At 44.7% G+C, this 21,313-nt stretch carries 15 protein-coding genes, 2 tRNA genes and 3 pseudogenes; 14 read left to right on the top strand and 6 right to left on the bottom strand.

Translation table 11 applies throughout. The annotated features are described in order from the left end of the window. Positions 1–5 precede the first annotated feature (5 nt). From KW548_09800 to KW548_09735, 14 genes and pseudogenes are all read left to right on the top strand, one after another. Positions 6–1,490: a sigma-54 dependent transcriptional regulator gene (locus tag KW548_09800; GenBank protein QXX05529.1), complete on the top strand. Its 1,485-nt coding sequence runs from the start codon at positions 6–8 to the stop codon at positions 1,488–1,490. Beyond that, on the top strand, positions 1,468–2,529 hold the full coding sequence (locus KW548_09795; protein QXX05528.1) for a glycosyltransferase family 4 protein: 1,062 nt from the start codon (positions 1,468–1,470) through the stop codon (positions 2,527–2,529). Before KW548_09800 ends, KW548_09795 begins: the two co-directional genes overlap by 23 nt. Before the next feature lie 118 nt (positions 2,530–2,647). Further along, a pseudogene (locus tag KW548_09790) lies at positions 2,648–3,839 on the top strand (glycosyltransferase). Continuing rightward, entirely contained in the window at positions 3,832–5,028 is a 1,197-nt protein-coding gene (locus KW548_09785) for a glycosyltransferase family 4 protein (GenBank protein QXX05527.1), read from the top strand. The pseudogene KW548_09790 and the gene KW548_09785 overlap by 8 nt, the downstream one beginning before the upstream one ends. A 10-nt stretch (positions 5,029–5,038) precedes the next feature. Continuing rightward, a complete protein-coding gene (locus KW548_09780; GenBank protein ID QXX05526.1) occupies positions 5,039–6,490 on the top strand; it encodes a lipopolysaccharide biosynthesis protein in 1,452 nt (483 codons plus the stop codon). Further along, a complete protein-coding gene (locus tag KW548_09775; protein ID QXX05525.1) occupies positions 6,487–7,866 on the top strand; it encodes an O-antigen ligase family protein in 1,380 nt (459 codons plus the stop codon). Before KW548_09780 ends, KW548_09775 begins: the two co-directional genes overlap by 4 nt. Positions 7,867–7,958: 92 nt before the next feature. Next, positions 7,959–8,685: pseudogene (locus KW548_09770) on the top strand (acyltransferase). After that, positions 8,685–9,799: pseudogene (locus tag KW548_09765) on the top strand (glycosyltransferase). Before KW548_09770 ends, KW548_09765 begins: the two co-directional pseudogenes overlap by 1 nt. Next, a complete protein-coding gene (locus KW548_09760; protein QXX05524.1) occupies positions 9,796–11,232 on the top strand; it encodes a chain-length determining protein in 1,437 nt (478 codons plus the stop codon). The pseudogene KW548_09765 and the gene KW548_09760 overlap by 4 nt, the downstream one beginning before the upstream one ends. 118 nt (positions 11,233–11,350) lie before the next feature. After that, on the top strand, positions 11,351–12,442 hold the full coding sequence (locus KW548_09755; protein QXX05523.1) for a glycosyltransferase: 1,092 nt from the start codon (positions 11,351–11,353) through the stop codon (positions 12,440–12,442). Continuing rightward, the gene (locus KW548_09750) at positions 12,439–13,623 is read left to right on the top strand and encodes a glycosyltransferase family 2 protein (protein QXX05522.1); all 1,185 of its coding nucleotides are present in this window, start codon (positions 12,439–12,441) and stop codon (positions 13,621–13,623) included. Before KW548_09755 ends, KW548_09750 begins: the two co-directional genes overlap by 4 nt. Before the next feature lie 13 nt (positions 13,624–13,636). Then, the gene (locus KW548_09745) at positions 13,637–14,275 is read left to right on the top strand and encodes a sugar transferase (GenBank protein QXX05521.1); all 639 of its coding nucleotides are present in this window, start codon (positions 13,637–13,639) and stop codon (positions 14,273–14,275) included. A 159-nt stretch (positions 14,276–14,434) separates the two neighbouring features. Then, positions 14,435–14,511: transfer RNA gene (locus tag KW548_09740), tRNA-Val, on the top strand. 33 nt (positions 14,512–14,544) lie between these two features. Next, a tRNA-Val gene (locus KW548_09735) sits at positions 14,545–14,621 on the top strand. 70 nt (positions 14,622–14,691) lie between these two features. Here KW548_09735 and KW548_09730 read toward each other — a convergent pair. The 6 genes from KW548_09730 to KW548_09705 form a co-directional block, all read right to left on the bottom strand. After that, a complete protein-coding gene (locus tag KW548_09730; protein QXX05520.1) occupies positions 14,692–14,868 on the bottom strand; it encodes a hypothetical protein in 177 nt (58 codons plus the stop codon). Between the two features lie 183 nt (positions 14,869–15,051). Then, positions 15,052–15,522: a DUF2127 domain-containing protein gene (locus tag KW548_09725; protein ID QXX05519.1), complete on the bottom strand. Its 471-nt coding sequence runs from the start codon at positions 15,520–15,522 to the stop codon at positions 15,052–15,054. A gap of 174 nt (positions 15,523–15,696) precedes the next feature. Further along, a complete protein-coding gene (locus tag KW548_09720; protein QXX05518.1) occupies positions 15,697–16,488 on the bottom strand; it encodes an NPP1 family protein in 792 nt (263 codons plus the stop codon). A gap of 220 nt (positions 16,489–16,708) precedes the next feature. Then, on the bottom strand, positions 16,709–18,001 hold the full coding sequence (locus KW548_09715) for a lysine N(6)-hydroxylase/L-ornithine N(5)-oxygenase family protein (GenBank protein QXX05517.1): 1,293 nt from the start codon (positions 17,999–18,001) through the stop codon (positions 16,709–16,711). 76 nt (positions 18,002–18,077) lie between these two features. Beyond that, a complete protein-coding gene (locus KW548_09710; protein QXX05516.1) occupies positions 18,078–19,046 on the bottom strand; it encodes an acetyltransferase in 969 nt (322 codons plus the stop codon). Then, on the bottom strand, positions 19,036–21,246 hold the full coding sequence (locus KW548_09705) for a TonB-dependent siderophore receptor (protein QXX08028.1): 2,211 nt from the start codon (positions 21,244–21,246) through the stop codon (positions 19,036–19,038). Before KW548_09705 ends, KW548_09710 begins: the two co-directional genes overlap by 11 nt. Positions 21,247–21,313 lie beyond the last annotated feature (67 nt).

Genomic DNA, 21,313 nt, shown 5'->3' with positions numbered 1-21,313 from the left:
GTCACATGAGAGCAAAAGTACTACTTATTGAAGACTCCACTTCTCTGGCAGTCCTTTACAAACAGTACGTTAAAGATGAAGCGTTTGACCTGTTTCATGTTGAAACGGGTCGTGATGCTAAAGCATTCATAGAACGAAACGTACCCCAGCTTGTGATTTTGGACCTCAAGCTTCCGGACATGAATGGCGAAGATATCTTGGACTGGATCAACGAGCACCAAGTGCCGACCTCTGTCGTCGTTGCAACCGCACACGGCTCAGTAGATATCGCGGTAAGCTTGCTCCAGAAGGGGGCGAAAGACTTTCTCGAAAAGCCAATTCAGGCTGACCGACTCAAAACGTCGATAAACCTTCACTTACAACAAGCCAAACTCGAGCACCTAGTCGAAGATATCGAAGCGAAATTCGATAGAAATCGTTTCCATGGATTCATTGGTTCCTGCCTGCCCATGCAGGGGGTTTACAAAATCATCGACTCTGTTGCTCCAACATCAGCGAGCGTCTTTATCATAGGAGAAAGCGGTACCGGTAAAGAAGTGTGCGCGGAAGCGATCCACAAAGAAAGTAAACGAAACGATAAGCCTTTTATTGCCATCAATTGTGGTGCCATCCCTAAAGATCTGATGGAAAGCGAAATTTTTGGCCATGTCAAAGGGGCATTCACAGGTGCGACTACCGACAGAAAGGGAGCGGCATCGTTAGCGCATGGTGGCACACTTTTTCTTGATGAACTATGCGAGATGGAACTCGAAATGCAGAAAAAACTGCTGCGATTCTTGCAAACGGGTACTTTTACTCCACTTGGTGGTTCAAAAGAAATGAAGGTCGACGTGCGTATCATTTGTGCGACCAACCGTGACCCACTGTTAGAAGTCGAAGAAGGACGATTCCGCGAAGACTTGTACTACCGTGTTCATGTCGTGCCGATTGAGATGCCACCATTAAGAGAGCGTGGAACTGATGTCGCCACGCTTGCAACGCATTTCCTTAAGTTGTTCGCCAAAGAAGATGGTAAGAAGTTTAATGGTATCAACCGCGATGCAGAGTCTTTGCTTAAGCACTATTCCTGGCCAGGTAATGTGAGACAACTGCAGAACGTCATTCGTAACATCGTCGTTCTCAATGACGAAACAAAGCTCTCTGTGGCTCATCTACCTGAACAGATATCCAAGAGTAATAAAACCACTAAGCCCAAAGTGCAAGCCTCAAACAGCTACAAAACCCCTGCGCCAACTGAACCAGTTACAGCGATAGACACGCCTATACCTGTTTCCAATGCACAGCCTGAAAATCTCGACACACAAAGTGCCACGCCAGTAACGATACGCCCGATGTGGCAGATCGAAAGAGAAACCATTCAGCAGGCAATTGATTTTTGCGATGGTAACGTCCTCAATGCCGCGGTGTTACTCGAGTTAAGTCCATCAACTGTATATCGTAAAAAGCAAGCATGGGAAGCAGAAGAAGATGAGCAGCAATACGCCGATTAACGTATGGCTTGTCATTGATAGTCTAACGTTTGGAGGGATCGAAACCTATGTGCTTGAGCTTGCTAAGGGGCTCAAGCAACACGAAGTGAACGTCGAGGTACTCCTAGTAAAACGTTATCATCGACATTCTGCCCTTGTCGAAAAGTTGGATAAAGAAGCCATTCCCTTCCGTTACTTATCTGACCTATCTTTTCTGCCTTTGCTCGCTCTTATCCAAAAAATCAGGCGATCGCCACCGACGCTTATTCATGCGCATGGGTATAAAGCGAGCTTACTGTCTAAATGTGCACGTGTTTTTACAGGCGTGAAACAAGTCACCACTTACCACGCAGGTGAAACACCTACAGGTAAAGTATGGTTCTATGATTTTGTCGACCGATACACCGCTTTTGTTTCTACACTATCACTTGCCGTGAGTGAGAAAGTAAGTCACAAAATTCCCACAACTACCCTTATGGTCAACAATTTCATGGACGATTCAAAATCCAGTCTCAGCAACGGAGAACAAATCGCTTTTGTCGGTCGATTGAGTCATGAAAAAGGACCAGATAGGTTCCTTCAGTGTGCGAAAAGTCACCCAGAGTTATCCTTTCATATCTACGGCTCTGGCCCTTTAGAATCAGAAATATCCCAATTAGCGCCACAAAATGTTCAACTGCACGGCCATCAAGATGATATGGACGTCGTATGGGAACAAATACATGTGCTCATTATTTGTTCTCGATTTGAAGGCTTACCCATGGCAGCTCTTGAAGCTATGTCAAGAGGGTGTATTGTCATAGCGTTAGACGTTGGCGACCTACCAAAGCTTATTATCAACGGAAAAAATGGTTTTTTAGTCGAGAAAACCGAGCAAATCACTCATGTACTACACGATTTAGAGCAGCTAACCAACGAAGAAAAACTGAAAATGTCCGAACAAGCCATTTACACTGTTCGAAACCGATACTCCTCCTCTGCCATCATTCCTACATTGCTAAAACTCTATAAGGAATCTGGTCGTCAATCTGCTTCTCATATTGAGAAAAGTCCCTTTTAAAAATAGTACTCTTTATTTTTCTCGCTTATTCATATAGTTAGATTACCTTAGATCTTGGCATCTCAATTGCGTTATCCCTTATTAAAATGGCATAGGGGAAGAGCAATGAAGAAAAAAAATACTGTTTGTTCACTACGGTAATGACTGGATTCGTGGCAGTGAACAATGCCTCATTGACCTTATGGAACAATGTTCCAACCTAGGGTTTGCGGTACACCTTTGGACCAATAATTCTTCATTACACCATTACGCTTTACGCAATAGCATCGCATCCGAAACCGACACATTCCCTATTCTACTCGGGTGGCTTGCCCCCAGATTCGACTTTCTTGGTTGGGGCTACTTAGTTCGTAAAGCCTGCAAAATCCTTACAAGAGAACGTATCGACATCGTTCATGTCAATAGCGGGGCCCCTTGTCAATGGATGGTCCTAGCGGCTCGAATCAAACAAGTACCTATGGTGACCCAGCTCCACAGCCCCTACCCGGCGAGAGATCGAATGACATTAGGGTTGCACTTGTCACCACATATCATCTCAGTGAGTGCGTATGTCGCCAGTCAACTCAAATCAGAAGGGTACCCAAATGCACATTTGTCAGTGGTTCACAATGGACTGCACGTTGACAAGCTTGGCCAACAACCGATGATTGAAACAAAAAAAAGTGCTGGGGATCAGTGACAATGATTTCTTGTACGCGACCGTTGGTTCTCTCATTCATCGTAAAGGCATCGACCGGATTCTTGTCGCTTTGAAACATCTGAACTTCGAATATCCTAACACCCATCTTGTAGTGATTGGAGACGGCCCATTAAGAAACGAACTTGAGAAGCACGCCAAACATTTATACCTAGAAAACAGAGTGCATTTTGTCGGTGAACAACGCAATGTTGTGGGTTGGTTGAAAGGTTGTGATGCCTTCGTCAGTGGAGCGAGAAGTGAAGCTTTTGGACTTGTTATTGCCGAAGCAGCTATTGCTCAAATTCCTGTTGTCGCACCTTTTGAAGGTGGTATCCCAGAGTTTGTTCAACACGGCAAGACTGGAATTCTCTACCCAAACAGCGGGGTGGGTCCGTTGAGTAAGGCCATGCGAGTATTAGTGGACAACCCTGACTTTGGACAACAGCTCGCCAGTCATGCCAGTCAACACATTGCAACCAAATTTAATGTTTCGCTCTCAAGCCGTCGCATCATCGGTGTTTACAAGAAAATTATGCTATCCCACCAACCCTCATTCTCTTTCTGGCGCACATTTATCCCGCTAAAAACCTATTTGGCCAAGCGCATTGCGATGGGAGGTCAGCATGGCTAATTCAAACGTGACTAAAACACTTGTCTTCGACCCAATAACATTCAAGGGCGGTTCAAAAATTGCCACTGTAGAGGCGTTAAGTTTGTGCAGAGCAGATATCAACCAATTCGTTATCGTCACAGCAGATGCCGATTACTGGAATAGCACGAAACTTGTAGCATCGCACTCAGTTGATATCGTTGCATTACCGCTGATAAAACCTTTGGCTAAGCAGCATTATGGGCTCTTATATTGGCTAAACCAGTGTTATATTGCCCTTTGCCTTCTCTTTATCTTAGTCAAGTATAAGGGCATTGAAAGAGCCATCGGTGCATCTGGCCCTGGTATGGACATGGCACTTTACATTGTAAAGTGTTTAAAAAACATTGAAATAGTTCAATTTATCCATGGCCATATTGGCAATTCAAGATCTATTGGCTATTGCTTAACCGTAGCTGACAACGTGTTTTACTTACCGTCCTGCAGACCGAGTATTTCTTCAGCGCTGAGCACTTACTTGGAAAATAAAACGTCCATAAAAGACTCTGGTTCTGTTGTGGAAATGTACCTGATGTCCCCCAAATACCATACCTTCGTTAACGGTCTACCCGTAGACAGATGGCCAACACGCTGCCAAATAGATTTTCCCGTCTGCTTTTGGGCAGCATCTCTGCTCAAATGGAAAGGACTGGATTTGTTTGTTGAGGCACTTAAACACGCTGCAACCATAAAGCCAATCGCATCTAACATCTGCTACATCAGACCCGTTGATACTGCGATTCCGACAAGTACCGCACCGGTTGTGCTCAAACACACCAACTGGTACCAAGATCCTCAAGAGCTTGATACGATTCGAAGCCAATCCAACATTTTTGTTTCCACCAGCCATCAAGAGCCGTTTGGTTTGTCCATTCTAGAAGCGTTGGCTGCAGGAATGTGCGTGGTAATTCCTCAAGATGGTTCGTACTGGGACGAACAGTTGACACACAATCTCAACTGTATCAAGTATGTAGCTGGTGACGCTGCTTCGTTATCTGACGCCCTGATATATGCCGTAAAAAATCGCGACATTTTCAAACGCTGTATAGAGAATGGATTAAAGATAGCCCAAGAGTACAGAGCCGAACAACACTACTTCGACTTCGTCAAGATCATCGATCCTAATCCCTATCTCAAACTATCTCGTGACCCTAACCCTCAGAGCCACTAAGGAAGTTGTTATGCGACATAAAATTTTGCAGTGGTTGAAACAAGACAAGGTCACCAGCATCATGCTTTATGCTGTAAGCCTACTTATGATGAAAGGCGCATCACTCTTCATGCTGCCCCTGATGACCAGTTACTTAACACCATCGCAATTTGGCCACCTTGAACTACTGTCTATTACTACGGTTTTTTTTAGTCTGATGGTTGGTTTAGCAATGCACGAAAATCTGTATCGATTCATCGGTACCGAAAAGAATGAAGCACTTCGTTTCTCTAGAGCGCGCGAATTGTACTCAAGCTCTCTGTTCACATCCTTTGTAATAGTCGGGTTATTGGCAGCTGGTTATTTGGCAATATCCCCAACGGCTTGGACCATCAATACCGAACAAATGGTGCTGCTTGCGGTAGTGATAACCATCGAGGCTCCCCTCGCAATTTGCTTAGCGTGGTTAAGACTAAACAACAAAGCCGTCACCTTTTTTAAGATAAGCTGTGTCACTTTGTTGATCCAAGTCTCACTGGTCATTTTGATACTCACCAGCAAGCCAGATGTCACCTTACTCTTTAGTGTTGGCGTTCTATGTGCCTTAATTCAGATAACGTACCTCCATTGTCACAACAAGTTTTCTTTTAAGCTGCCAACCCTGACCCAGTACAAAGGCTATATCCGATACTCGTTGCCATTGATGCTATCAGCAGCGGTCGCATTTGGGCTTTCTGGTGCCGAACGATGGATCATCGCTGAAGCACACTCTTTGGAGAGCTTAGGTATCTATGCGGTTGCTGCTAAGTTTTCCCTTGCTTTAGGGATACTGATTCAGCCATTCCACATGTGGTGGATGCCAAAGCGCTTTGAAGTCCTAGAGACTCATGGCAAAGAAACCGCCGCCAAAAACACCCAACTTGGTATCATCGGTTTGTGCATGTTGAGTGTCATTGTTATGTGGGTCAGTCAATGTTTTATCGTTCTCACTGTGCCAACGAGTTATCAATCAGCGGGTCAACTTGTTGTTCTGTGTATTGTGATTATGTTGCTCAAAGAAATGGTAGAAATGCTCAATATCGGTATCTTGTATGCTAAGCAGACAAGTAAACTTTTTGCCATCAACGCAGCTGCGACAACAGTAGCACTGATCATCGCTTGGCTGAGTAGAGAGGCGGGTGTTGCCGCTATCTTACTCAGTTTGTGTATGGGCCAGCTTATTCGCCTTGCTCTCATCTACCGCCTAAGCCAGTCACTGTGCCATGTTCCCTATCGACATGGCGCATTGTTAAGTTTTGTTCTAATTAGTGCTCTATTCACGATCAGCGGGTGGTTCAATCATTCTTTGGAAACAGCAGGACTCATGCTTGTGCTTCAACCTGTAGCGCTTATCGCACTACTCCACAAGCTAAAATTCATTGCTTTGACTGCAAACGTTGCACAAAAGGTTCGTCGCCACAATCAGTTGGAGCGACCGTTATGATACAAGCAGATAAGCTCTTTCCAGCCGTTATCACCTCAGGGGTGTGTCTATTTGTCGCACTTATCTGGAAGCTCATCCCTCACCCTGCCTTAGCCATTGTGCTCTGCATGATGCCTCTTGGAATACTGTTCGTTCTCAACCAGACTTTTTGGTTGGTCAGTTTGTTCGTCCTATTTTCATTTTTCAGAATTCACGAAGCCATTCCAGCCCTTTACTCACTCAAGATCCCTTTACTACTTTCAGTTGGCGCATTGAGTGCTCTGTTGTGGCACAGCTTAATCAGCAAAAGTCTTCAGATGTTCTGGCATCAGAGCTTAACTTGGTTTGCAGTGTTTTGGCTATTGGTCCTCGTCGGTGCAATCTTGTCCTCCAACCCCGGATTGGCCATTACCTACTTCAAATCAATCTATTGGAAAATTATCGTCATGACTCTGGCCATCGCATGGCTCGTGAATAGCGTTCTAAATGTCAAACGCATCAGTATCCTCATTGTGTTAGCAGGAAGCCTAATCGCCCTTGTTGCGCTATCGAATTCGATCAACGGTATAGGCCTAGTCGAAGGAACACGTGTCACCATTGGTCGCCAGCTTGGCTCAGTTTTAGGTGACCCAAATGACTTGTCACTAGTACTTATGTTTCCCCTAGCCTTTGCCATCAGTTTAATGACCACAAAAAATCTTGGCAGCGTTCGAATTCTCGGTTTAGTCGCGACGATCTTGGCATTGAGTGCTGTTATCGCCACCCAAAGCCGAGGTGGATTGCTCGGTTCAATCGCGGTATTTGGAATATTCGGCTTACGTATTATACGTTCCAAGTTTCTGCTCGCTTTGATTGGAACTGTCGGCTTACTTATTCTGTTTGCAGCTGCGGGGATTTCGGACAGACAATCAGGCGGTGCTGCTGAAGAAGGCATTGATGCTTCCGCCATGGGCAGACTCTATGCTTGGGAAGCCGCTTTCGGTATGGCTGTCGCCAACCCGTTAACAGGCGTTGGACTGAACAACTTTTACGCCAATTACTTTTTCTATAGCCCTCATTGGGACGGACTAAATCATGCCGTGCATTCTACCTGGTTTGGTGTACTTGCAGAAACAGGCTTCCTTGGCCTGATTGTATTTATTGGGTGTATCTATTCACTGGTAAAGACAAGCAAACAAACGCTATCACTTTTAGATGCTGTGCCAGATAAATACTCCCCTTACCTTCATGCGACGGCAGCAGCCGTATATGCTGGCATCATGGGAACCATAGTATCAGGCACATTCCTCACTCAAGGCTTTACCTGGCCAATTTACATCCTTGCCGCTCTATGTATCGCCCTGAATCGTATTGTTCAAAACCATTCTCAAAATGAGAATACGCCAAAAACTGAATAAATTAATATCTAAGCTTCTGTTTTACAATAAGTTAATTTTTGGCACGTTCCGTGTAACACCTCCAAGGTAAACATTCAAAGTTGGAGGCCGTTATGCTGGCGACACACATTAACGAAGTCAAAATTTGGCTCAAAGAGAATCCAAACCCCATTTATCGCAAATTGTTTGTCATTTTGAAAAACATTCGCGCCTGCGATCTCCCAACCCCAACTCTCTTCAACAAGACTATCCGTTTTCTATACACAGGCGCTCAATCCCTTTTTGCCAATGTGATGCGAGTATTAATTCATACTCCTGCCTTTAAAGGGCGTCTGACTCAATTTGGCAAGCGACTTTATCTGTTTGGTGGTGTACCACTCGTCACTGGCCCCCTGAAGATTTATTTAGGTAACGATTGTAGGATTTCAGGCCACAGCACCTTTAGCGGCCGCACTCAATCATTAGAGACAGAACTTATCATCGGCAGTAACGTCGATATCGGTTGGCAAACCACCATTGCGGTGGGTCGGCGCATCGTCATCGGCGATAATGTGAGAATGGCCGGAAGAGCGTTTCTTTTTGGGTACTCAGGCCATTCGCTACACGCCGAAAAAAAGGGCATTGGGTGCAGGCGACAGCGAAAAGGACGTGGGCAACATCACTTTACATAGAGATGTTTGGCTAGGTACAAATGTCACTGTTTGCCCAAACGTTACAATCGGCCAAGGTACCATTGTGGCGGCTGGTAGTGTCGTAACGAAAAGCCTTCCTCCCTTCGTTGTTGCTGCTGGCAACCCCGCCAAAGTGGTGCGTAAACTCTCGCGTAAGGAGATGGCATAATGCGTGACTTAATCGTATTTGGCGAAGACTTCGGGGCTTGCCTTCAAGTACACAGCATATTGTTTCTCGACTCGCCACTGATCGGAAAGTGCTGTGGGTTAACTCAATCGGCCTGCGTCAGCCTAAGTTTAATAAAAAAGACTTAGTTCGTGCTTTCACAAAGCTCCTCGGCCAAGGCAAGCAAGGCTACTCGTCTAGCAACGAGCGACTAAGTACTAATATTACGGTCGTGAACTTAAAAACCATCCCTGCTCCAAAATCTTCGTGGGCAAGGGAAATAGCAAAGTCCATGCTACTCACTCAACTCAAACCTATTATCGAAAAGCTGAGGCTAACCAAACCAATCTTGTGGACTTCTCTTCCGACTGCAGCAGATTTATGTGGCAACCTAGATGAAGCTGCAGTTGTGTATTATTGTGGCGATGATTTCAACTCTCTTGCTGGTGTTGATCATGAGACAGTGAGTAGTCATGAGAGAAAACTGGCTGAGAAAGCGCATCTTATCTTGGGTGCAAGCAAGGAAATCTGCAAAAAGTTCGACGCGACAAAGACCGCTTACATCCCTCATGGCGTAGACTACGAATTGTTTAACACCTCAATAAGCCGTGCCCGAGACCTCCCCTTAGATGGCAAGCCTATCGCTGGTTTTTACGGCAGTATATCCCAATGGCTGGACTATACATTGATCGCTCAAGTCTGTTTGGATAACCCACACTGGAACTTCGTTTTTATCGGACCGTTGGAGCTAAACCACAATCCTCTGCCGAATTTCCCAAATGTATTTTATTTAGGCCCAAAACCACACTGTGAGTTACCTAGCTATAGCCAACACTGGGATGCTAGCATGCTGCCTTTCTTGTTCAATGATCAGATTCAAGCTTGTAGTCCATTAAAATTGATGGAGTATCTTGCAACTGGAACACCGGTTGTCACGACACCGTTTCCAGCGCTTGAACCTTATCGTTCACACGTCAGAATTGCCAACAACGCAACGGAATTTAGTCAATCACTCAATAAGGTTCTCAGTCAAGGTAATACTGATACCGAGATTGTTCGTCGCGACAGCTGGGATGCTCGAAGTCAAGTTGTTAACCAGCTTCTGGAGTCACTATGAATGAACTGAAACTGCGCTTTATCATTATACTTAATGCCGCTTGGAGACAAAGGTACGTGATTGTTTTACCGATGTTGCTCATGCCTTTTGCTGGGTATTTCGTCGGTAAAATGGCGCCAGAGAAATACGTATCTCACACCAGTATGCTGATTCAGGAAACGGCAAAAATGAATCCTTTTCTGGAGGATATCGCGGTTTCCACCATGCTAAAAGAGCGTTTAGCCGCCCTGAGTACCTTACTCAAAAGTAGGCACATTTTAAAATCCGTCGCCAAAGAGCGCGGGATGATTAACGACTCAATGTCCCCTTTTCAAGTCGATCAAGTCATCGCCGAACTTGCAGCGAGTTTAACGGTAACCCAGCCAGGCAAAGACTTTCTTAAAATTCAACTATCGTCTAAACAACCTCTAGGTATGAAAGAGCTATTAGAATCGGTCAGCGAACACTTTATAGAGCAAATGTTGGCTCCAGAACGCTCATCTATCAAAGATTCAAGCGAGTTTCTTACCATGCATATTGATAAGCGAAGGGAGGAGCTCGATTTAGCAGAAACAGCACTTGCTGATTTTAAGAACAGAAATGCTTCCGCAACACCTGAAATGCAGGGCCAAAGTCTGGCAAGACTAGCCAGCCTCAAGCAAAACCTAGCCGAGAAAGAGGCAGAACTTTCTGGCGTCGAGCGTAGTCTGGGCTCGCTCGATCAACAACTCTCTAAAACCAACCCTGTGGTTGGCAAAATTGAAGACCAAATCATTGAGATTCGCAGTGAACTGACTTTGCTAAGGGCAAAATACACGGATAGCCACAGCGCTGTACTCGGTAAACAGAGGGAGCTTCGCCGACTCGAGAACGAACGTTCAGAACTGCTCAAAGTTGAGCAACCAAACATCAGTAGCGAACAACTATGGGATATTGCAAGTAGCAATACTTTGTCTGACATTGGTGATATTCAGCCTTTACTCGTTACCCAGCTACATAGTCTTCAGTTAGTGCGAGGTAGATTTGAATCCTTGAGTGAAGAAACCAAAAGCTTACGCAAAATGATTGAAGAGCTTGAGCAGCAAGCCAATTACTTCGGCGATAAAGCAAAAGATATGTTCCAGTTGCAAAGAGATGTTCAAATCAAGAGACAACTCTATGATGAGCTGGTTCAAAGGTATGAAATGGCTCAGCTTACTGGCTCACTGGGCATCTTTGAGCAAAACAAGCGAGTCAAGATCATTGATTTACCTTATACACCAAGCTCACCTGCCAACCTTCCCATCATCATATTTATCATCGCTGGGTTCGTCGCTGGTATTGGCCTTGGCTGCGGTATCGCGACAATTATTGAGCTTTTTGACACCTCCGTTCGAAGCGCGAGTGAGTTGCAGTCGCTAACAGGCAAGCAAGTGATCACAGCAATTCCCAAAATAAAACCATTTCAATCATAACGAATCTCAAATTAAAACACCTCACACATAAAAACTTAACACGCTGTTATATAAGAACATTTTTTTGGCACAGGTTATGCAGATTCTAATTTAAACCATCGCACACCAAGGAAATCGCATGATCAGTCAACCGAAAACAACCATTCATGTTGTTCAGCATTTGGCACCAGGCGGATTAGAAACATTGGCTATCAACATGCTCAAGTTCGCTCAATCAGACGAAGACGTTTTCCTGATAAGTCTCGAAGGAAATCGCAGAGAAACATTGGCAAACTGGCCCAGCTTAAAGCAAGTTGAAGATAAACTTATCTTTCTAACTAAGAGGCCTGGTTTTGATTTCGAGGCGATATCTAAACTGCGTAAACTTTTCAAACAGATGAAACCGAGAGTCGTTCACACTCACCACATTGGACCTCTAATTTATGGAGCGACTGCAGCTAAACTTGCAGGTGTTCAGCACATAGTCCACACAGAACACGACGCTTGGCATCTTAACAACCCAAAACATCTTATTTTGCAGAGACTTGCCTTAAAACTATCCCGACCCAATCTGGTAGCAGATGCAGGGCTAGTTAAAGAGCAATTAGATGAGAAGCTTAACTATGCCAATATCACTTTAATAAAAAACGGCATAGACTGTGAAAGATTCAAGCCGGGATCTCAGGCACAGGCACGCTGTGAGCTTGGACTACCTGCGCATGGAAAAATCATAGGTTCCGCTGGGCGCCTCGAAAAAGTAAAAGGCCATGATATTCTTCTCAAGGCACTCCCTCTCATTAATAGCAATGTGACTCTCGCTATTGCTGGCATAGGAAGCCAAAAAGACGCATTAACACGACTGGCTGAAGACTTATCTATATCTCATCAAGTGCAATTTCTCGATTTGGTGGACGACATGCCAACCTTTTATCGGGCTCTCGATGTGTTTTGTATGCCATCAAGATGTGAGGGTTTCCCCCTCGCACCACTGGAAGCACAAGCGTGTGGCGTTCCTACCGTCGCGACAAACGTTGGTGGTACCAATGAAACGTTATGCCCTATAACAAGTCAGCTTGCCCGAGCAGAAAATAGTAGTGAGCTTGCTTTGAAGCTATCCCAAATGCTGCTTGAGTCCCCTCAATCCTCACCACGCCAGTTTGTTGTCAACAATAATGACATTCGGAAAATGGTGGATGCCTATAGAGCAATAACACAGGAGGAATACGCATGATTGATCTGACTATTGGAATTTTCTTCACAATATGTGCAGGGCTCATTGTCTATCACCATGTCGGCTACCCGCTTGTGCTTGCTTGGTACTCTAAACGTCACCCTGTGGAAGAAGTAAAACAAATTGAACGAGGCTACAAGAGCGCTCGTTCAGATAGACAATGTGCTGACATTACTATTCTTGTTCCTGCATATAACGAGGAACAGTGGATCGCAGACAAAATCCGCAACTTAGCTTGTCTGGATTACCCAAAAGAGCACTACAACGTCATTATCGCTTGCGATGGGTGCACAGATAATACTGCTCAAGTGGCTCAGGACACGATTCAAGAAGCCTTTTGCTGTGATACACATTTCGAAATTCGAGTCTTCGAACAGAACCGCGGCAAGGTCGCACTAGTGAATGAACAGATGTTAACAATATCAAGTGACATTACTGCATTGAGCGATGTGTCAGCTCTGATTTCTGTCGATGCCCTGCTGGTCGCCAACCAGCACTTCAAAGATAAAACTGTTGGTGCTGTAAACGGACATTACCAGTTACTCTCTAATGGCAGTGAAGGTGAAAGCAAATACTGGCAATACCAAAGCAGAATGAAACTGCATGAGGCGAGTTTAGGTAGCACACTTGGCGCTCATGGTGCTTTCTATTTGTTCAGAACTCACTTGTTTGAACCGCTCAAGCAAAACGTTATCAACGACGATTTCATTATTCCGATGGAGATTATTCGTAAAGGATACCGAGTCGATTACGACAAGGACATGATTGCATTAGAGCTTGAAGCAACCAATACCGACAACGATTTTAAACGTCGACTCAGAATTTCTGCTGGCAACATGCAACAAGCACTGCATTTGGCGGAATTGTTTTTGCCACGATACAAAGGCGTCGCTTTTGCCTTCTTTTCAGGCAAAGGTTTAAGGCTGATAACACCGTACCTCATGATTGTGTGTCTGGTGCTTTCTGCCGTACTTATTCACCACCCAATATTTTTCATCGGAACCATTGCACAACTCGCTGTTTACTCAATTGCGATTATGGGGCATGTGTTCCCACACATATTTAGCCATAAATACTGTCAGTTAATCGCATACATAGTAGCAGGACACTTTGCCAACCTAATTGGTGGCTTACGCTATTTGTTCGGTTTCGAAGCCACTCGTTGGACAAGAATTCAATGATAAGGAGCATCTTATGAGCAACGTATCTTCTTTATATTCAATCTGGTTAGCAAAACGTATCTTCGATTTTCTATGCGCTGTAATCGGGCTTTTGATGCTGTCACCTATCTTGCCCGCAATTGCCTTAGCCATAAAAATCGACTCCAAAGGACCCATTTTCTATAAGCAGCTGCGTGTGGGTAAATCAACACCAGAACAAATGATGTTCTTTGAAATCATTAAGTTTCGTACCATGTATGTCGATGCAGAAACGCGTACAGGTGCAGTCTGGGCGACACAGAACGATCCAAGAATTACTCCAGTCGGTCGTTTCCTGAGAAAGACACGCCTAGATGAGATCCCGCAGTTGTTTAATGTCATCCGCGGCGATATGTCATTAATTGGCCCACGCCCTGAACGCCCTAGCTTTTATAACAAGCTAGAAACGGCCATCCCTTACTTTGCTGACCGTACCTATGGAGTAATGCCAGGCATTACTGGGTTGGCGCAAGTTAATCAAGGTTATGACACCTGTATCGATGACGTTCGCAGAAAAGTCGGTTTTGACCATAGTTATGCCTTATCACTGCGTTCGCTAAAATCTTGGATTCTGATGGATATCAGCATCATTACCAAAACACTCATCGTCATGGTTGACGGACGGGGACGATAAATTAACCACTCACAGGAGAGCTTTCCCGCTCTCCTTTTCTCTTTCTGGTATAAAAAATCGCCAATTCGATTAGTTGTGAAGCAAACAGTTTAAAAACCAATAATTTGCTCTTGCACGACTCAAAAAGTCTCGGTAATATCCATCTCGTTCTTAAGGAATGGGTCCGTAGCTCAGTTGGTTAGAGTACTACCTTGACATGGTAGGGGTCGGCGATTCGAGTTCGCCCGGACCCACCACTCCCTGCTTAAATGCAATAAGAACAAAAATTTGGGTCCGTAGCTCAGTTGGTTAGAGTACTACCTTGACATGGTAGGGGTCGGCGATTCGAGTTCGCCCGGACCCACCAAATTTTATAACAAAGCCCGCTTATAGCGGGCTTTGTTGTTTTTGGAGATAGCGTATTAGATTGAGTTAATCTAATGCGCTTCTTCTAGCCTTTTTTCATTGTCGAGTAATGTAAACTCACGGCTAGAACGCTCAACCGTGTTCTGATATCCATCATAAGAACACTCTCCAATATCGTTTCTCGGACATATGGAAACATGATTCTTATCGATCATCTCTATTCCACAGTTCGGGCAATATCTATCCATGGCAACCTCCTGACGTTGTCTGCCTTGTACATACAGGTTCATAACCCTGCATTAGTCACTCTAGCTATTTTCAGATTCGAAACCAGCGATACCGCTCTCGGTTTTACAGCTTTTTATACTCTATTACAGTATCTGCTGTACTCATCATCATGTTTGCATAACAAACATGATTTAAAGCACAAGCTAACTTTCGATTGCAAATTCAGGCTTGGCTTGTAACGTTCTTGCAATATAGGCAATGATCAAGAGATTAACGATCAGTACTGCCACTCCAACTATCCCCGGGTGATAAATCAGACCATAGACTTCAAATGGCACGTAGATGACGCAACCGATCAATGCTAACCATTCCGTCCAACGAAGCCCTTTCCATAAGCCATAAGCCTCAACCCATCGAATAGTCGTGTATGCCAATGCACCCAGCATAAACCATTGAACATTGCCTTGCGGAAACCGCCCCATCGCTTCTATAAACACACCCGGTAAATGATGGGCAGGGTTTAAATGAGCATGCAATACCAGAGATTCAGCCCACTGCTGCAAATCTTTCCCGGCTAAAAGATGTAACCCCAATGCAACCACTAAAGACAATAGCCCTTTCAGCGCTTCGAGAATCGCAATCAGTTTTAACCCAGGCTTCACTTGTATTTGCATCTATCTCAACGTCCTCTCTTCATCCGCTCTCATACATTACCCAACAAAAAGTAACACGTTGATAAATTGCTTCATGAAGATTGTGTCAATTTTTCAATTTGACCGAACATGCTGGATCACGCATAGAAGAAGAGAAATGGCCTAATACGAATTAGGCCATTCGATTTACTACCTTTAATAAGGATTGGACGCTTCGACACTCTGCTGGGTAAATGGTGGGAATCCAGCGGGTCGCCATTGATTAATGTGAGTCAAAAATGAGCTGTCTTTCACTTTGATTGACGCTTTTCCATAGTCAAAACTATTAAGTTTATTGCGCATGGCTTCATTAGAAAGACCATCGCCGGCAAGTTCGTACCAAGAAGTAATTGTTGGGGTAACAAACCGTCCATAATGATTTTCTGCAATCTCGTTGTCTTTAGCGAAACGAATACAGTGCGTCAGAATACCATCTTTGTGGTAAACCACTTTAAGATGCTGGGCCTCCATTGGTAATTGCTCTCTTGGCCGAGTGTCCATATCGCCATGACAACTCACTGAGCCATACGCTACAGCGCCATCCATTGTCCAGACGATCACCGACTCCCAATCATGGCGATGGCCACCTAACCCAATCCCCGGAATTGCCTGATCTTTTTCATAATAGGTATCATAGGCATGAGCGCAATACTCCTGCCCATCATTTCCTTTCATGCACGCGTAACGGTGAAGAGTATTTGAGATATCGAGAAAACCGGCATCTCTGCAATTTCCATTGAGTGCACCAGATGGTTTCAGCCCTGGGTTCATTTCTCCATAACGACTGATACCCGCTGCGGGATAGCAGCCATCTCCATCCCAATCAAAAATAGGAACCTGACTCGATATATCCATTAAACTGGGCAGTGCTTCATCTAATCGCGGTAACTCCGCTGCATTAAGAGAAGTAGCAGCAATGAATAAAGCGATTGTTATGGTTTTTTTCATATAAGCCTCTGGAGCAACGTCGTGTAAAGTGGTGTTTTTGCAACCAGAACAAACATAGGCATGATAAGAGTTAATCGCCAGAGCTCTCTCTCAATTCTTTAATTCTTCATATTTGTGCAACAACTTCTAGTTCATAAGGTGGATTGTTATCTGTCAGCAGATCCATAAACAAAAAGGCCGTAACACGCAATGTTACGGCCTTTATCGTCAGTATGACGCTTTACGCCTCTTCAACGACTTTCTCTGTTTCGATGTTCGCATATAGTGAGTCCACTATCTCTTTAGAACGAACAGCAAGTACTGAAAGCAAAGTATCGCTCAGACCATGCGATGACTCGCAACAACCTTGAAGGAAAACATTCACTTTACATGATTCCTGCATAGGTAGACGATAATGGCGCTCAACCTGCTTGTCCGACATTAGTGGTTCTAGCTTGTTCAACATTTGATTGAACTGGTCATAACGATAGCCAGTGGCAAGGACAACCGCATCGTAATCGTGCCACTTTTGCTCGCTATGAATGCGATCATTAAAACGGAGTGCAATCTTACCTTCTTTCTGCCCGATTTCTTGAATATCATGACAGCGTAGATGTTGGTGCTTGCCCTCGCCAGTTACGCGCTGAAGATATAGACGCTCATAAATCGCGCTAAGCTCTTCTGTATCGACAACTGAATAGTTTGTGCCATTGAAACGAGAAAGGATGGTTTTACGCTCTTCATCCGTGCTCTTGTATACGTGATCGGTAAACTCAGGGTCAAAAATCTCGTTTACGAATGCACTGTCATCCGCTGGATGTAGGGCAAAGTTACGGTTGACTAAGTGTACTTCACCTTCTTCATAACGGTTTGTCAGATCAACGAAAATCTCGGCAGCACTTTGACCAGCACCCACAACCGCAATCTTAGGTGTCTCTGTACCCGCATTAAACTGTTCACGCCACACCTTATATTTCGAGGAATGGATCACCTTCTCGTCGTTCAAGCCATTAAACAGCTCAGGGAGTTTCGGCATCCCGCCCATACCAATCAATAGGTTTTTCGCCACTCTTACGGTTCGTTTACCGCTAATATCCGTTGAGACAACGCGAACTTTAGTAATTTCGCCATCGACTTCAATCGGTTCGATATCGACAACGCGTTGACCGTAGGTCACGACTGAATCAAACTGGTTTGCAACCCAAGTCAGATAGTCATTAAATTCCACACGTGAAGGATGAAGAGAACCCAAGTTGATAAATGAACTCAAGCGGTCGTGTGAATGTAGGTAGTTTACAAACGTATAAGGGCTGGTTGGATTGCGTAACGTCACCAGATCCTTAAGGCAAGAAATCTGCATTCGAGTGCCATCTAGCAACATACCACCATGCCATTCGAAATGAGATTTTTGCTCTAAGAAGCAATAGCTTAATTTTTGGTTCTGCGCCGTTTCTTCCAACGCAATCGCAATTGACAGGTTAGCAGGGCCAAAACCCACGCCAAGCACATCATATTCCTTAATCTGGTCTGTCATTTTCTGTAACCTCATGTTTTTCCATTGAGCTCTTTGGCTCTCTATCCCCGAGATACCCTAAAACTGGGTTGCGATACTAAAAGCAATCGGCAAAGAAGGTATCTCTCAACTGACACATTAGAGCCGCCCTCTTATGAGGGAAGTCGAATTCTTTTAATTTGGCGAAGCCGAATTTCTGTAGATAGCCAATCATCTTAGCGTTATCTGCTCTCGGCTCGCTGACGATTTTCTCTGTCCGTGGATCGGACAGATAAAGGAAGTGGCATACTGAAGGAAGCCAAGCCGCTACCTTATGGTTGCCACGGTGATGCTCTTCACCAACGAGCATGTGGATACCGCGATCGTAATCGCCTGCTGCATAATATGGCGCGATGCGATCTTCTTTTGTCCAGTAGGCTTCAATGTAGGCAAAGGGTTCGTTATTAAGGCATACAATCAATAGCTGGTTTTTATCATTGACCAACTGCTCTTCCAAATACGCTTTATGCTCTTCTAAAGTGCCTGTCTGCTCCCAAAACGCAGCCACACGTTGACTGTTTTGCCATTTTGAAAACAGCTCAGCATGTTGCTCTACATCAAGACCAATAAGAGACAATGTTTGCTCTAGCTCAGGAATGTAACGGCTGTACAACTCGCCTTTTTGCGGTCTTGGACGAAGAGGATGATAGCCATTAGAAGCAAGTATCTGCTTATGTGGAATCGCGCGGCGCTGCTGTTTTAGCCAAAGCTCTGGCAACTGCATTAACGCTTCTCGCCAAACCAAGCGAATACCTTCACGGGTGACATGAGTGATGTCGTTTAATGATGGGAAAACAAATTCACCAAGGTCAATACAACGAATATCCGTACGGTGCTCAAGCAAAACAACAAAAGCTTGAACCACTTCCATATCGTTGTTCTCACTGCTGGTCACGCGCCAATAACCGCCACTTTCCTTGCTCAGTGTTAACGGACCACTTGGCATTTCAACGCAACATGTATCCCCTTGCTGCTGAACACTCTGCCCAAAGGGCAGAGTGTTGAGGGTATAACGGTTACCAGTCATAGCTCAGGCTCGCGATAATATTGCGGCGGTCACCGTAGAAGCAATTGCTGCTAGTACAGGTGGCGATATATTCCTTGTCAAAGATGTTTTTTGCTGCAACTTGGAACTTATAGTCATCAAATCGGTAACTCACTGTTGCATCGTACAGTGTGTATGAAGGTACGGTATTCTGGCCATTATTGCTCGAATAAGTATCACCGGTATAACGCAGGCCGCCACCAACACTTAGTCCATCAAGAGCACCACCAAAAAACTGATATTTTGCCCACGCAGAAGCCAATTTGTCTGCGACTTGCTGTGGTTGCTTGCCAATGAGTGCAGCATTCTTGTCGTCTTTGATTTCAGAATCAACATACGACAAGTTCCCTATTAGGGTTAAAGCTTGAGTGACGTTCGCAACAGCTTCTAATTCCAAACCGCGATTACGGATTTCGCCAACTTGTTTGATGTCAGTACCATCAACTTGCACAACATCCTTCTTAGTGGCTTCATAAACAGCAACATTGAAGTAACCATCAAAGCTACGAGGTTGGTATTTAACACCGGCTTCGTACGCTTCACCACGTTCAGGTTTTGCTGGTTGGTTATTTACAGTCTGAAGCTTAGGCTCAAATGACTGCGCATAACTAACGTATGGTGTAAAGCCATTAGACATTACATAAGCAATACCCGCATTTGCTGTCCATTCTTCGTAATCCGCTTTATACGTCGCCATTGTTGATTGGTTGGTTTGCTCGTTAGAAGTATCATCATAGCGAGCACCTATCTGAACGACCCAATCTTGGTAACGAATTTGATCTTGAACATAAAGGCCAAACTGACTGTTATCGGTTACAGTCGTTTGCATATCCGCTTCACTTAGTTGACCCAAGGTCCCTGAGTTAGAATCGAGTAAAACAACATTGTTACTGTAACTAGGATTGAAAACGTTAAACGATGGATCAGCTCTCGGGCCTACAAGCGGAATGGTGACGCTACCGTTGCCGTCTGCAACCAAAGGATCACTAGCGTAGTCTTTACTGTCAATTTCGATCGCTTGGTAATCGATTCCAGCAAGCAAAGTATGACTCACTTCACCAGTGTTAAAATTGAATAGCAAACGGTTGTCTATGTTAAATGCATCAGAGTGACCTTGCTCTGTCGTCACCCCTCTCAAGATGGTCTGTCTTGAACTTGTTGGGTCCAGCAAAGCTCCTAGAGCACTATCTGCCGCGTAACCCGCAAAATATATATGACGCAGATCGATGTCCAGGCGACTATAACGGGCAGACTGAGCAAAACTTATTGCGTCACTAAACTGGTGTTCAAACTCGTAGCCAAAAGAAAGTTGTTCACGTTCAAACTTTTCCCAGTCTGGATTACCCACGGCTAGATTGTCACTTATCTGACCATTAGGATTGCTGGTCAATGTGCCTTCAATAGGCAAAAACTGCAGATAAGGGTTGGAATCGTCTTTCTGATAACTGGTCAAAAAGGTAATACTGTTACTATCGTTGATATTCCACGCTAATGATGGTGCAACTAGAATACGCTCTGCATCTACATTGTCGACTTTAGTACCATTCTTACGCCCCATAGCGACTAAACGGAAAGCAAAATCTTCATTTAGTTCACGGTTAACGTCCAAGCTAATCTGAGTTCTGTCATATGAGCCATACTCAACGGCCACTTGACCAGAACCACCATCAAACTGAGGGCGTTTACTTACTGTGTTGATAACGCCACCCGGTGGGTTTTGTCCATACAAAACCGAGGCTGGACCACGAAGAATTTCTACACGCTCCAAACCAAATGGATCAATCTGCCAGCTATAAAAACCTGCTGAATATAGGCGCGTACCATCTTGGTAAAGACCGTTATTCGCTTGCTGAAATCCACGTATAACAAACCAATCTTGCTTGTTGTCATCGCCGTAGAAATTGGTCTGAATGCCAGGGGTATATTGAAGCGCGTCTGAGATGCTGATTGACGCGCGATCATCCATTTGTTCGCGAGTAACGACCGAAACCGCTCGTGGCGTTTCATGGATGGCTAAATCTGTTTTGGTGGCTGTACGACTTTTTTGTCCTAAATAACTGAAATCTGGGCCAACGGCGCTATCGTGCTCCTGACCGACTACCACTACTGTTTCGTCTTCCGCTGCGTTAACTACGCCAGCAGACAGAGCGAACGCTACTGCCAAACAAGCTGGGCTCAGCATAAACTGCCGATTCATGTCTTTCTCCTTAACTTTCGGTTTTACCGAATATTATATTAATAATTATGAT

The organism is Vibrio neptunius (genome assembly GCA_019339365.1).
Taxonomy (GTDB): Bacteria; Pseudomonadota; Gammaproteobacteria; order Enterobacterales; family Vibrionaceae; genus Vibrio; species Vibrio neptunius.
The sequence above is the reverse complement of the archived record's forward strand: the minus strand, read 5'-3'. Positions and strand labels throughout refer to the sequence as shown.